This is a genomic window from Sphingomonas sp. 35-24ZXX (assembly GCF_000786215.1).
Taxonomy (GTDB): domain Bacteria; phylum Pseudomonadota; class Alphaproteobacteria; order Sphingomonadales; family Sphingomonadaceae; genus Blastomonas.
This window is the reverse complement of sequence record NZ_JROG01000004.1, coordinates 277,748-291,158: the sequence shown is the minus strand read 5'-3', so window position 1 is coordinate 291,158 and position 13,411 is coordinate 277,748. Positions and strand designations below refer to the sequence as shown.

The window sequence follows — 13,411 nt, the reverse complement described above, 5'->3', positions numbered from 1 at the left end:
CGCGTCACCGGGCACCATCCGGCCACAGCACGACGCGCAACGTCTGCAGGATGATCAGCAGGTCGAGGAACGGCGTGTAGTTCTTGGCATAATACAGGTCGTATTCCAGCTTGTGCCGCGAATCCTCGACCGAAGCGCCGTAGGGATAGTTGATCTGGGCCCAGCCAGTGATGCCCGGCTTCACCATGTGCCGCTCGTTGTAATAGCGCATCTTGGTTTCCAGATCGGCGACGAATTCGGGGCGTTCGGGGCGCGGGCCGACAAAGCTCATGTCGCCCTTGAGCACGCTCCACGCCTGGGGCAGTTCGTCGATGCGGACCTTGCGGATGAACCGTCCCAGCCGGGTCACGCGCGGATCGTCCTTCTGCGCCCATTGCGCGCCGTCGATCTCCGCATCGGTGCGCATCGAGCGCAACTTGACGATCTCGAACGGCTGGCCGTACAGCCCGACTCGTTCCTGCTTGAAGAAGGCAGGGCCCCGGCTGTCCAGCTTCACCAGCACGGCAAACAGCGCGATGATCGGCGCGGTCAGCGCCAGCAGGATCGAGCTGACGACCAGATCGAACACCCGCTTGGCGATCGTCGAAATGCGCCGGCCTGCGGAAAATCCGTCGGAAAAGATCAGCCAGCTGGGGTTGACCGAATCCAGATCGACCCGGCCCGTCTCGCGTTCCAGAAAGGTCGACAGATCGTTGACATGAACCCCGGTGGTCTTGATCCTCAGCAGGTCGTTGACCGGCAGCGCATTGCGCCGTTCTTCCAGCGCCAGCACGACTTCGGTCACGTTGAGATTCTCGACATGCTTGGCGAGATTCTTGATCGCGTCGCGGTTGATGGCCTCTTCGACGACCAGCGGCCCGTCGTTCATCGCGACAAACCCGACCAGCACGAAGCCCGCATCGGACCGTTCGGACAGCGCCAGCACGCGTTGCGCGCGTTTGCCGGCGCCCAGCACCATCAGCCGGCGCTTGAACGCGGTGGTGCCCAGCAGCCCGCCCAGAAGGATGCGGTTGCCGATCAGGAAGACGATCGACAGGCCCATCGCATAGAGGCTGTTCGATCGCCACAGGGTGGTGCCCGGCAGGATGAAATAGGTCACCGACAGCAGGATCACGCCCAGCGAGATCGCGACCAGCAGACGGGCCGCGGCAAAGCGCACCGACTGCAGCGAATCGGGGCCGTAAACCCCCACCGCGATCATCGCCATGTGCACCAGAATGGCAAAGGTGATGATCGGCAACGGACGCTGGCTGAGCGGCTCGATCTGCATGCCGATCTCGTGCGCACGCCAGACCCAGCCGATCTCGGCCGCCAGACCCAGCAGCGCCAGATCGAAAAAGCCGAGCAGCAGCACCGCATGCGGCACATAATGTTTGAACAGCCTGAACATGGGCAGCGCTATAGCCCAGCAAACGTCAAGTGTCGGTTAATTTTACAGCCATGACCCCGCGGGAGTCCGCAATTTCCTGCGCAGTGTCAAAGGTCTTTACGCTTGCGGCGCGTCTCGTGACGGATCAGTCGGTCACGAAATCGAACGGCGTGACACCGCGTTCGCGATCATCGAACTTGAGGCGGATGCCGATCGGCGGCTTGGAGCGTTGCGGGCAGTCTCCGCGCTTGCACATCGCGCATCCGGGGCCGATCCGGGTGGCACCAGCGGCGCTCAGATCCATGCCGCGCGCATAGCAGAGCGTGGCCGCCTGATCGACCGAGACGCCCAGGCCGATCGCGAATTCGGCCGTCGTGCCGCCTGCACCATATCCTGCCCCCTGCACGCTGCGCGCCAGCGTCAGCCAGCGGCTGCCATCCTCCAGCTCGACCAGCTGCACCTGTACCTGGCTGGGGCGCGAAAAGGCCTGGTGCAGGTGCCACAGCGGGCAGGTCACCTCGGTATCGGCGAGCGGCGCGCGATTGGCGCCGCCAAAACGCTTGGACACCTGCCCGGCCCGGTCGACACGGATCATGAAAAAGCCCAGGCCCCGCTGGCCGACCCGCTGCAGCGTCGTCAACCGGTGCGCGACATGCTCGAACCCCGCGCCGAAGCGGCGCTGCAGCAGCAGCATGTCATAGCCCGATTGCTCGCAGGCGCGCAGGAAACGGCCATAAGGCATCATCACCGCGGCGGCGAAATAGCTGAAGATGTGCCGCTGGTAGAGCCGCTCGGCGGTGCGGTCACCAAATTGGGCGCCCGCCACCAGCGCGTTGATGTCCGCGCGGAATTCCAGCTGCCCCAGCAGATAGGCGGCCTGGAAGGTTCGCGAGGCCATGTCGAGCATTTCAGACAGCTGCAGCTGGCGCGCGTGCAGATCGAGCCGGCGCAGGCGCCCGGGCATCACGTTTTCCGGCAGGATGCGGATCGAGAGCTGGTGCTTGGTGCGCAACCGTTCGGAAATCGCGGAATACAGATCGCCGCTCTGCAACCGCAGCGCATCGGCGAGCGCCTCGGCAGCGTGGTCGAGATCGGCAAAATGGTTGCGCCACCGCTCGATCTCGCTGCGCACCCGGGCCACCGGATCATCGACCGCGCCGGGCTGGGTCGCCGCCCCCGCGCTGCCCTGCACCCGGTCGTACAGCCGGGCAAAGGCTGCTGCCGTTCCCGGCGAAGAGACCAGCCAGTCCTCGATCTCGCCGGGCTCGATGCCCAGATCAGCAAAGGCCGGATCGCTCAGCCGCCGCCGCATCGGCCCCAGGCCGCCCCCGGGTTCGTCGCCGGTCAGATCACGCGGATCGACATCGAACCGTTCGGCCAGTGTCAGCATCAGCCGCGCACTCACCGGGCGCAAGTTGCGCTCCAGCAGATTGAGATAGCTGGGCGAAATATCCAGCCGCTCGGCCATCGCAGCCTGGGTGAGGCCGGCATTGCGGCGCAACCGGCGAAGCGCGGGACCGGCGTGAAGAGAAGGTTCGACCATGGCGCGTTTTGTAATAATCATGACAGGCTGACAAGATATTTGGCCAGCCAAGTCGCGATATTCGCGATTTTCCTGTCAATTTGTGCTGCGATCGCTGGAGCGCGCGGCTAGGCCATGCCCAACCGACGCCGGGACGCGCTAGCAGGAGAGGATGGGGTGAGCGGGGAAATCCCGCCACCCTGCCTTAACCGATCTGGTTGGACACCGGCCTCATCTCGATTGCACGAGCTTTCCTGGGGAGGAAAGACATGCCGCCGGAAGCCCATCGCTTCCGGCGGCATTTTGCTGTTCAAAACCTGCCGGCAGCGGTGGCGCCCAACAGTCTGTTAACCGGGTCATGCTAATTTTCGTCCAGGTTAGCCGCAGAACGGGGTATTGAACGAGGTGATGCTGAAACAGGTCTTGTGGGGGGCAGGCGGGATACTGCTGGCCGCTGCGATCTTTGCATCGTCGGTCACACCCGGTACAGCGCCGGGGGACGCTTCGAGCGCGCCTGTCGCAGCGCCGGTGGTGACGCCCTCCAGCCAGCCGCCCCAGCCGAGCACCTCTGCGCAATCGACATCCGTGTTCGAAGCGGAAAGCGGCGACACCGTGTTCGGCGCGCCGATGGTGTCAACCGCGCCGATGTCGACCTCCAGCGCCGAACCGCCCCCGATCTTCACCGATCCCGACAGTGCCGTTGCCAATGGCGGCAAGCAGTTCAACGCCAAACCCGGCAGGCCCTATCCCACACCGCGATAGGCGTTCAAAGGCAGGTGCGGGTCAGGTAATTGCGCGTGTCGGCACCGATCAGCGCGGCATGGCCATAGGCAGGGTGCGTGATCTGCACCATCGCGACATTGCCTGCATCATGCCAGGCCGCAAGAGCCACGTCGTCCATGGGAAAATGCAGGAAATGCACCGCGCTGGCCTTGCCCGATGCGCTGGTCCGCTCGACATCCTGCTCGGGCGCCGCTGCCACGCGGACGTTGCCGATGGTCAGGAAGATGTGATCCTCGACCCCGCCGATGGTCCGCAAAAAGGCGTCGCGGCGTTCGGGGTTCTCGATCTCGAACATCAAGGTGGCGGTGAGTTCACGCCCATTGGGGACCATCGGGTTGTACGCCGCCAGTTCGTCTGTCAGTTGCTCGTCGCCGCCCTTCTCGATCCGCAGCATCTCCTGGATCTGCAGCCACATGCTGTCCCAGCTTTCGAAGGTGATCATCGCGTGCGGGCCGATGGCAAGGCGCGAGTATTTCTTGGCAAGAATGCTCTCCTGCCGCTTGTCCTTCCGAATCAGCTCGTAATCGGCAAGGCTCATGATGTCGTCGCGTGTGATCGAACGGCGGTCCTTGGGCATGGTGGTTTCCATATCGGTTAAAGTCCGTAGGCCTTGGCCATCATTTCGATGGGATGGCCGATCCGCTCGGGCACTGTCTCCGCGCCGGCCAGCTCCATCGTCTGCTTGAGGTGCGACCCGGCCAGCGGGCATTCGCTGACCATGTAATCGGGTGCGGTCTTCTGCAGCGCGCGCACCGTGGGCCTGGCGATCTTCACCGCCGTGTCGAAATTGTCCTTGTAGATGCCCCATTTGCCGCCGTGACCCGAACAGCGCTCGGTCAGCACCGGCCGCGCTTCGGGGATCAGCTTGAGCATCTCCATCGCTTTCGGCCCCATGTTCTGCGCGCGCGAATGGCAGGCAAAGTGCACACCGATGCTGGCATCCATCGCCTCGACCGGAGTCAGGCCCGCGGTCTTGGAGAGCTTGACCATATATTCGCTGATATCGTGCGTCGCCGCGGCAAGCTTGGCGATATCGGCATTGTCCGGCTCGATCAGCGGCCATTCGAACTTCATCATCAGCGCGCAGCTGGCGGTGATGGCGACGACATCAAAACCCTGGTCGATCAGCGGCGCAAAATGCGCGGCCACGCGCGCGGCCGCGCTGGCAACGGCGGGAATGTCGCCATTTTCCAGCTTGGGCATGGCGCAGCATTCGGGATGCTCGATCCGAACCTCGATGCCATTGTGCGCCAGCACCTTCACTGCGGCCTCGCCAGGCGTCTGATCATTGAACTGATCGTAACAGCTGGCATAGAGCGCGACACGGCGTCCGAAACCCGGCGCATCGGGATTGGGGGCCGTGACCAGTGCCGGGGCGCGGTTGGTCAGCGGAATATCGGCAAAATCGGGCAGGCGCGCGCGCGTATCAATGCCGAGCATGGATTGCATGATGCCGCGCGTTGTCTGGTTCGCACCATCGGTCGCCCAATTGGCAATATCGGAGAAAACGCTGCCCAACTTGCCGTTGCGATCGGTCTCGGCCAGCAGCCGGTCGGCCTTTGGTGTCTGGCCCTTGCGGTGCTCGACCGCGCGGTAGCGCAGCATCAGATGCGGGAAATCGAGATCGAATTCGTGCGGCGGCACATAAGGGCACTTCACCATGAAGCACATGTCGCACAGCGTGCAGGCATCGACGACGGCCTTCATCTGCCCGGCGTTGAGGTCCTCGACCTCTTCGTTCGGGCTTTCGTCGATCATGTCGAACAGGCGCGGGAAGCTGTCGCACAGGTTGAAGCAGCGACGGCAGCCATGGCAGATATCGAACACCCGGCGCATTTCGGCATCGAGCGCGGCTTCGTCATACCAAGCCTCGTCCCGCCACGGCAGCACGTGCCGCGTGGGTGCATCCAGACTGCCTTCCTTGTAGTCCGCCGCCATCTTGCCCCCTTTTCACATCCCCTGCTCGCCCGGGATGATGCAACCGACAGAAAAATGGCCTGCCCTTTCGTGCCGAAACACGAAGGGGCAGGCCAGGTTGTCGTTCAACTGAAACTCAGGCTTCGGCCAGCAGCGCGTCAAGCGTCTTCTGGAACTTGCCGGCGTGGCTCTTTTCCGCCTTGGCGAGCGTCTCGAACCAGTCTGCGATTTCGTCAAAACCTTCGTCGCGCGCGGTCTTGGCCATGCCCGGATACATGTCGGTATATTCGTGGGTTTCACCCGCGATCGCCGACTTCAGATTGTCGGCGGTGCTGCCGATAGGCTCGCCGGTGGCGGGATCGCCGCACTCTTCGAGAAATTCGAGATGGCCATGCGCATGACCGGTCTCGCCTTCGGCGGTGGACCGGAAAACGGCGGCGACATCATTATGGCCTTCGATATCGGCCTTCTGCGCGAAATACAGGTAACGACGGTTTGCCTGGCTCTCCCCGGCGAACGCATCCTTCAGGCACTGTTCGGTCTTAGACCCCTTGAGTTCCATCGATCATCCCCTCAGCGTTGCAATTTCAACCCGATGACGTAAGGCCTAAAGCCAAGCGGCAGTGGGCGCCATGTGATTTTTTTGCACAGGATGATCGATAAATTCGATTACATTAATTGATATTGTTTCTCAGTTTCGATCAATCTCTCTCATTTTGGGGGAAAACTCCCGCAATCCTCGTGACGAACCGAAAAACTGCCGCTAAACCGCCGCCACCGAAATCAATCAGAAGGGACGTTTCCTCATGAACAACGCTGAACTTGCAGACAAAATTGCTGGCGAACATGGCCTGACCAAGGCGGATGCGCGCAAGCTGGTCGACGGCGTTTTCGCCGCTATCGCCGATGCAGCTGCTGCTGGCGAAGAAATCTCGATCAACGGCTTTGGCAAGTTCAAGGTCAAGTCGACCCCGGAGCGCGAAGGTCGCAACCCCGGCACCGGCGCGACGATCACCATCAAGGCCTCCAAGAAGCTCGGCTTCACCCCCGCAAAGGCGGTGAAGGACAAGCTGAACGGCTGACGTTCCCTCTGGCCGGGCCACAGGCCTGGTCGAGTGCAGATAAAGGCTCCGCCCCTGACGGCGGGGCCTTTTTCGTTTCGGCGCCGCCCGGTTGCAACCATCCGGACAAGACGATAGGGCCTTGAGCCGTGGGCGCATCAATCGACATAGGGCTGGATGAGACGGGGCGACCTGTCGGCATCGACATCGAAGAATTGCTGGCGACCCGATTGCTGGTCCAGGGCAATTCCGGGTCGGGCAAGTCGCATCTGCTGCGCCGCCTGCTCGAAGAGAGCGCCGGGCTGGTCCAGCAGGTGATCATCGACCCCGAGGGCGATTTCGGCACGCTGGCCGACGCCTATTCGCACATCGTCATCGATGCTGGCGACTATAACGAGCGCGAGATCGCCCGGATGGCCGCGCGCATCCGCGAACACCGTGCTTCGGTGATCCTCAACCTCGAATCGCTCGAGCTCGAGGCGCAGATGACCTGCGCCGCCGCCTTTCTGAACGCGATGTTCGATGCCCCGCGCGAACATTGGTATCCCGCGCTGGTGGTGGTCGACGAAGCACAGATGTTCGCCCCCTCGGTCGCAGGCGACGTGCCCGATCCGGTGCGCCGCGCCAGCCTTTCGGCGATGACCAACCTGATGTGCCGTGGTCGCAAGCGCGGCCTGGCGGGCGCCATCGCCACCCAGCGGCTGGCCAAGCTCGCCAAGAACGTCGCGGCCGAAGCCAGCAACTTCCTGATGGGGCGCACCTTCCTCGATATCGACATGGCGCGCGCCGCCGATCTGCTGGGCATGGAGCGCCGCCAGGCCGAACGTATCCGCGATCTCGAACGCGGCTGCTTCCTGGGGCTGGGCCCTGCCATTTCGCGTCGTCCGGTCGCGATCCGCATCGGCGCCACCAGGACTTTCTCACGCACTGGGACGCACACGCTGCTGCCGATGCCCGAGGCTGCGGCCGAAGACCTGCGCGACCGCTTGTTCGCCGATGAAGGCAATGCGCCTGCGCCGATGCCGCCTGCGCCGCGCCCGCAGCCGATCGCGGCAGACGAACTGATCAGCTCTATCGCCCCTGCCCCGATGGCAGCGCAGCCTGCCATATTCGCCGCGCGGCAGGAGGCCGAGGACGCCGCCGATGCAATCGACAGCGAGGCCGTGATCGTCTCCGTGCTGCGCGACATGATGGCCGAAGCCAGCGCTGCCAGCCAGCCCGATGCCTTGCTGTACCAGGATTTCTCGGTGCGCTGCCGGATGCAGCGACTGGTCCGCGCGCCGCTCGACCTCGAGGGTTTCCGCCAGCGGCTGGCGCTGGCACGCGGCGGGGTGTTCGACCCATCGGACCCCGTGTGGGTGCCGGTGCTCGATGCAGCCGCACGGCTGCCGCAGGACATGTATGCCCCGTTTCTGCTGATCGCTCGCGCCGCGATGGACGGCCAGCCCTGCCCCGATGACGCTGCGCTCGGTCAGGCTTATGGCACCAGCTCGCCGGGACGCATCCGCCGGCTGATCGACTATATGGAAAAGCAGGGCGTCATCGTCGTGCGCGCCGATTTCGGCGGGCGGCGATCGGTAGGCATTCCCGAGCTGGGGCTGACCACCGGCGCGGAATAGCCCTCGCGATTACCACAGGGCCATTCCTTGCTGCACCTTTCGTCGGGTGACTAACTCAGAACTCGGTCGCCTCGAACCGCACCGGCTCGCCCACGGCGCTGTCGGCCAGGGTATCCTCCCACATCACCCGGTGCCCGCGGATGATCGTGCCGATCGGCTTGCCGGTCAGCTCCATGCCGGTAAACGGGCTCCAGCCGCAGCGCGACTGCAGCCAGTCCTCGGTCACCGTCCACTTTTTCTTCAGATCGACGATGGTGAAATCGGCGTCATAGCCCGCCGCGATCCGGCCCTTGCCGACCAGGCCGAAGATGCGCTGCGCGCCTGCCGAGGTGAGATCGATCAGCCGCTGCATCGAGAGCCGCCCGTGGTGCATGTGATCGAGCAGCAACGGCAGCAAGGTCTGCACGCCGGGCATGCCGCTGGGCGTGTCCGGATAGGTCTTGCTCTTTTCCTCGATGGTGTGCGGCGCATGGTCCGACCCGATGACATCGGGCACGCCCTGCGCCAGCCAGTGCCACAGCCCGTCGCGATGCGCGCCGCTGCGGATCGGCGGGTTCATCTGCGCATAGCTGCCGAGCCTCGGATATGCCTCTTCGCCCGCCAGCGTCAGATGCTGCGGCGTGACTTCGCAGGTGGCGATGTCCTTGTGCTGCGCGATCAGCTCCAGCTCGGCGGGCGTGGTGATGTGCAGAATGTGGATGCGACGCTTCGCCTCGCGCGCAAGTTTCAGAATGCGGCGGGTTGCCAGAATCGCGCTTTCGTCATCGCGCCAGACCGGATGCGACGAGGGATCGCCGGTCACGCGCTGGTCGGCGCGCGCATTCATCCGGAACTCGTCCTCGGCATGGATCGCGACGCGGCGCTTGCCGCTGGCGAGCACGCGGGCCAGCGCGCCATCATCGGCCACCAGCAGGTCGCCGGTCGATGCCCCCATGAAAATCTTGACCCCTGCCGTTCCCGGGGTCCGTTCCAGATCGACCAGTGACTCGGCATTGACCGAGGTGGCTCCGACATAAAAGGCATGGTCGCACCACATGCGGTGGTGCGCGCGCGCCAGCTTGTCGGCGATCCGCTCTGCAGTGTCGGTATTGGGCTTGGTGTTCGGCATCTCGAACACCGCGGTCACCCCGCCCATCACCGCGGCGCGGCTGCCCGATTCGAGGTCTTCCTTGTGCTCCAGCCCCGGCTCGCGGAAATGCACCTGGCTGTCGATGACCCCGGGCAGCACATGCAGACCGGTGCAGTCGATCACCTGCGCCGCATCGCCGGCAATCGCCCCGATCGCGGCGATCTTGCCGCCGATCACGCCGACATCCGCAGCGACCGGCCCGCCGGGCAGGTATACGGTGCCGTTCTTGATGATGAGGTCGAAGCTTCCCGTCATGTCCGTCTCCGCTTGATTAGTGGCGGTTGATACGCATGTAGTTGGCTATGTCCAGCCATAGCACATTGACGCAGCGCGCGCTCATCCGCCTCTCCCCCACCGCCGAAACCGAAGACGTCCGCGGCTTCCTGCAGGGTCTGGTGACGCAGGACATGCGCCTTGTGGTGCCGGGAAAGCCGCAATATGGCGCGCTTTTGAGCGCCCAGGGCAAGACACTGTTCGATTTTCTGCTGTGGGATGACGGCGCGGACATCCTGATCGATTGCGCCCGCGAGGTGGCAGGGGATCTGGCCAAGCGGCTCACTCTCTATCGCCTGCGTCGCAACATTTCTATCGCCCGCGAAGAGGCCCTGTGCGTGCACTGGTCTCCCGAGCCAACAGAAGGTGCCTCCCCCGACCCCCGACTGGCCGCACTCGGCTGGCGCTGGCTGGCGCCCGCCGGGGCGGATGGCGACCAGGGGGCTGACGATGCGTGGCGCGCGCATCGTCTCGCGCTTGGGGTGCCTGAAGGGATCGCCGAACTGGGCGACATCCTGTGGCTGGAAACCAACGCGGTCGAGCTCCACGGCGTCAGCTTCGACAAGGGCTGCTATGTCGGCCAGGAAAATACCGCGCGGATGAACTGGCGGCAGAAGGTCAACCGCCGTATCGTCGTGCTGCCGATTGTCGTGGCCGATCCGAAGCGCCAAAAGGTGGTCCATGAAGACCTGGGCCTGTCGGTTGAGCACCGCCGGACCGAGGATCTTGCAGCGCTCGATCTGCCCGGATGGCAGCGCGCTGCTATCGGGTGAAGCAACATTTGATAATCTTGAAATTTTATCGTATAACCGCTTTATCCCCATAAGTCAGTCAGGCTGATTCCATGTCTCGCCCCCTCAACGACCATGATGCCATCCGCGCCCAGTTGATGGAGGCGGCCGAGGAAATGGTGCGCGCGCGTGGCGCGATCAACCTGTCCTTGAGCGAAGTTGCTGCTGCCTGCGGCATGTCGCAATCCAGCTTCTATCGCTATTTCTCCTCCAAGGAGGCATTTTTCGAGGCGATCGCCGGGCGCTGGTTCGAGGAACTCAACCAGATCATGGAAGAGGTGGTGGCATCCGATCTGCCGCCGCGCGAAAAGCTGTTCCAGTTCTTCGCGCGCCGCGTCGCCGTCAAGCGGGCACGCTACGAGGCGGATGCCAATCTGTTCCGCGCCCATATGGACCTGGGGGACGAACATTGGGAAGTCATCCGGGGCTATGTCGATCTGGCCGATCATTACATGGCGATGATCCTCGGAGAGGCGATGGCCGAAGGTTATTTTGCCGGCTATGACCTTGACCATGTGATTTCGCTGACCAATTTGGTGGTGCAGCCCTTCTGCAATCCGGCGCTCATGATGGACATGATGCGGACCGCGACGCCCGACAATCTGCGCATCGTCATCAACACCCTGTTCGATGGCCTGGGTGCGCAGCAGGCCGCGTCTGCCGATGCCGCCAATGTGACGCCGCTGCGCGCGATTTCCTGATCGCATCCCCGGCGCATCGGGGGCCTTGCCAATCGCGCGGCCTTCTGGCAATGGGGCGCTCCGCACGACACCGCACAGCCGGTGATTCCGCATGCGGGCGCGTAGCTCAGTGGTAGAGCACACCCTTCACACGGGTGGGGTCGCAGGTTCAATCCCTGCCGCGCCCACCATCGTTCCGGCCGGGCCGGTCCGATGGCACCACCGCCCTTATCCGCATCATCCCGTCAGCCTTGGCGTCCTGGGGCTTCTGGCGCGCATCGCGATGACTAGGCCGATCATGCCCAGTGCGGCGCCGGCGGCGGCCAGGGTGCTCCAGCGATAGCCTTCGAACAGGGTGGACAGGATCATCGCCACCACCGGCACCAGCACGCTGCTATAGGCTGCGCGCGCCGCGCCGATGTCGCGGATCAGCGCGAAATACAGCGGGAAGGTGACGACCGACCCCATCAGGCCGAGGTACAGGATTCCGCCCAGATAGGCGGGTCGGCTTTCGAACACCGGCGGGCCGTAAAGCGCCCAGCCGAGCGCCGCGTTGCCCAGCGCGCCCCACAGCATCGCCCAGGCAAGCAGGGTGAGGATCGGCATCGTGCGCACCCGTTCGGCCGACTGCATGACATTGGCAATCGATGCAGACATGATCCCGCAGAGCGCCAGCCCCAGCCCCATCATCACATCGCCCAGATCCGCCGGCATCACGCGATATTCCTGCACGAACAGCAATGCGATCCCAGCCAGCGCCACGATCGTGCCGACGACAAACCCGCCCGCGATCCGTTGGCCCAGGAAGACCCGCGACAGCAGTGCGTTGGGCACCATCAGCATCGCGAACAGCACTGCGAGCAGCCCGGAGGTGATGTACAGCTCGGATCGGTAGACGAAATTGAAATTGGCCGAGAACTGGAAGAAGCCCAGGGCCAGCGCGATCATCTGCCCCTGGCGGTCCAGCCGCAGCGGTGCCTTGCGCCAACAGGCCAGCACGAACATGCCCAGCGCCGCGACGCCAAACCGGTAGCTGACCGACCAGGTCGGCGGCACGCTGGAAATCTGGTCCTTGATCACCAGCCAGGTCGAACCCCAGATCAGCGATACCAGCAGGAACGGCACCAGCACCCGCGCCGAGAGCAGCGACGGTTCCTCGTGAGCCGCCTCAGGCGTGGAGGCCGTCGTCGCGGTCACAGTGCGGCAATGGCGGCGGCAAGCGGCGCGACGACGCTGGCATCCTGATCCCAGGCGGTGACAAAACGCGCTTCGCCGCCGTCTGCCGTCATCTCGCCCCAGTCGTAGAATTCAAAGCCCTGCGTGCGCAGCGCGGCAGCTTCGGCGGCGGTGAGCTTCACGAACACCTCGTTGGCCTCGACCGGATAGAGCAGCCGGTCGCCCGCTGCCTCTGCGATCGCCCGTGCGCCAGCATTGGCGGCCGCCGCGTTGGCCAGCCACAGGTCGTCCTTGATCATCGCCAGCAGCTGCGCAGCCAGGAACCGCCCCTTCGACTGCAGCTGCCCGGCGCGTTTGCGCAGATAGGGCAGGTCGCGCGCCAGGCAGTTGTCGAAAACGATGATCGCTTCCGCATTCATCCCGCCATTCTTGACGCAACCGAAGCTCAGCACATCGACACCGGCGCGCCAGGTAACATCCGCCGGGTGCACGCCGGTAGAAGCGATCGCATTGGCAAAGCGCGCGCCGTCCATGTGCAGCTTGAGGCCCTTGGCCTTGCAGACCTCGGCAATCGCCGCGACTTCCCGGGGGCTGTAGACCAGCCCATATTCGCTGGCATTGGTGATCGAGACACAGGCAGGCTGCACCTGGTGGACATCGTCGCGGATATTGCCCGCTACCCTCGCGACTTCCTCGGCAGTCAGCTTGGCGCCCTCGCCATCGGCCAGGATCAGCTTGGCCCCGTGCAGGAAAAAGCCCGGCGCGCCGCCTTCGTCCTGCTCGATATGCGCCATCTTGTGACAGATCACGCCCTTGTGGGGCGGGCACAGCGCAGACAGCCCCAGCACATTGGCCGCGGTGCCCGTCGCGACCCAAAGCGCGCGTACCCGCGTGCCGAACAGCTGGCTGAACCGGTCGTCCAGCGCCTGGCTCAGAGCATCGCCATCATAAGGCGAATCGAGCTGGTTCGCAGCAACCAGAGCTTCCATCACGCGCGGGTGGACGGCGGCGGCATTGTCGGAAAAGAACTTCATGGGCCGGTGTCGTAATGCCGTGCGGGCCAAGGTCAAGCGGTGCAATGCGCTGGCCAT

At 64.1% G+C, this 13,411-nt stretch carries 13 protein-coding genes and 1 tRNA gene; 5 read left to right on the top strand and 9 right to left on the bottom strand.

The features are described from left to right. Positions 1–4: 4 nt before the first annotated feature. From LI72_RS09550 to LI72_RS09525, 6 genes are all read right to left on the bottom strand, one after another. Positions 5–1,390 (bottom strand): TIGR03013 family XrtA/PEP-CTERM system glycosyltransferase, encoded by a 1,386-nt coding sequence (locus tag LI72_RS09550; RefSeq protein WP_033925662.1) that lies wholly within the window; start codon positions 1,388–1,390, stop codon positions 5–7. 124 nt (positions 1,391–1,514) lie between these two features. Continuing rightward, entirely contained in the window at positions 1,515–2,912 is a 1,398-nt protein-coding gene (locus tag LI72_RS09545; RefSeq protein ID WP_033925661.1) for a helix-turn-helix domain-containing protein, read from the bottom strand. 356 nt (positions 2,913–3,268) lie between these two features. After that, positions 3,269–3,598: a hypothetical protein gene (locus LI72_RS09540; protein WP_033925660.1), complete on the bottom strand. Its 330-nt coding sequence runs from the start codon at positions 3,596–3,598 to the stop codon at positions 3,269–3,271. Positions 3,599–3,657: 59 nt separating this feature from the next. After that, positions 3,658–4,263: a DUF3501 family protein gene (locus LI72_RS09535; RefSeq protein WP_197051865.1), complete on the bottom strand. Its 606-nt coding sequence runs from the start codon at positions 4,261–4,263 to the stop codon at positions 3,658–3,660. 5 nt (positions 4,264–4,268) lie between these two features. Further along, entirely contained in the window at positions 4,269–5,612 is a 1,344-nt protein-coding gene (locus LI72_RS09530; protein ID WP_033925659.1) for a heterodisulfide reductase-related iron-sulfur binding cluster, read from the bottom strand. A gap of 115 nt (positions 5,613–5,727) precedes the next feature. Next, the gene (locus LI72_RS09525) at positions 5,728–6,153 is read right to left on the bottom strand and encodes a rubrerythrin family protein (RefSeq protein WP_033925658.1); all 426 of its coding nucleotides are present in this window, start codon (positions 6,151–6,153) and stop codon (positions 5,728–5,730) included. A gap of 244 nt (positions 6,154–6,397) precedes the next feature. Here LI72_RS09525 and LI72_RS09520 point away from each other — a divergent pair, with 244 nt between their 5' ends. Further along, positions 6,398–6,673 (top strand): HU family DNA-binding protein, encoded by a 276-nt coding sequence (locus LI72_RS09520; RefSeq protein ID WP_033925657.1) that lies wholly within the window; start codon positions 6,398–6,400, stop codon positions 6,671–6,673. Positions 6,674–6,801: 128 nt separating this feature from the next. Next, positions 6,802–8,271, top strand: a complete 1,470-nt coding sequence (locus tag LI72_RS09515; RefSeq protein WP_033925656.1) for an ATP-binding protein — start codon at positions 6,802–6,804, stop codon at positions 8,269–8,271. A 55-nt stretch (positions 8,272–8,326) separates the two neighbouring features. Here the strand turns inward: LI72_RS09515 and LI72_RS09510 are convergent, their stop codons facing one another. Continuing rightward, positions 8,327–9,655: a dihydroorotase gene (locus LI72_RS09510; protein WP_033925655.1), complete on the bottom strand. Its 1,329-nt coding sequence runs from the start codon at positions 9,653–9,655 to the stop codon at positions 8,327–8,329. Positions 9,656–9,702: 47 nt separating this feature from the next. Between LI72_RS09510 and ygfZ the strand changes: the two genes are divergently transcribed. The 3 genes from ygfZ (at position 9,703) to LI72_RS09495 (ending at position 11,335) form a co-directional block, all read left to right on the top strand. Continuing rightward, a complete protein-coding gene (ygfZ, locus tag LI72_RS09505; protein ID WP_033925654.1) occupies positions 9,703–10,446 on the top strand; it encodes a CAF17-like 4Fe-4S cluster assembly/insertion protein YgfZ in 744 nt (247 codons plus the stop codon). A 71-nt stretch (positions 10,447–10,517) separates the two neighbouring features. Further along, complete coding sequence (locus LI72_RS09500) at positions 10,518–11,165, top strand: TetR/AcrR family transcriptional regulator (RefSeq protein ID WP_033925653.1); 648 nt, start codon at positions 10,518–10,520, stop codon at positions 11,163–11,165. 95 nt (positions 11,166–11,260) lie between these two features. Beyond that, positions 11,261–11,335: transfer RNA gene (locus tag LI72_RS09495), tRNA-Val, on the top strand. Between the two features lie 46 nt (positions 11,336–11,381). On the opposite strand, the gene LI72_RS09490 is transcribed toward LI72_RS09495, so the two are convergent. Next, the gene (locus tag LI72_RS09490; protein ID WP_081984816.1) at positions 11,382–12,341 is read right to left on the bottom strand and encodes a DMT family transporter; all 960 of its coding nucleotides are present in this window, start codon (positions 12,339–12,341) and stop codon (positions 11,382–11,384) included. Then, complete coding sequence (locus LI72_RS09485; RefSeq protein WP_033925652.1) at positions 12,338–13,354, bottom strand: threonine aldolase family protein; 1,017 nt, start codon at positions 13,352–13,354, stop codon at positions 12,338–12,340. The genes LI72_RS09490 and LI72_RS09485 overlap by 4 nt, the downstream gene beginning before the upstream one ends. Between the last annotated feature and the right edge of the window lie 57 nt (positions 13,355–13,411).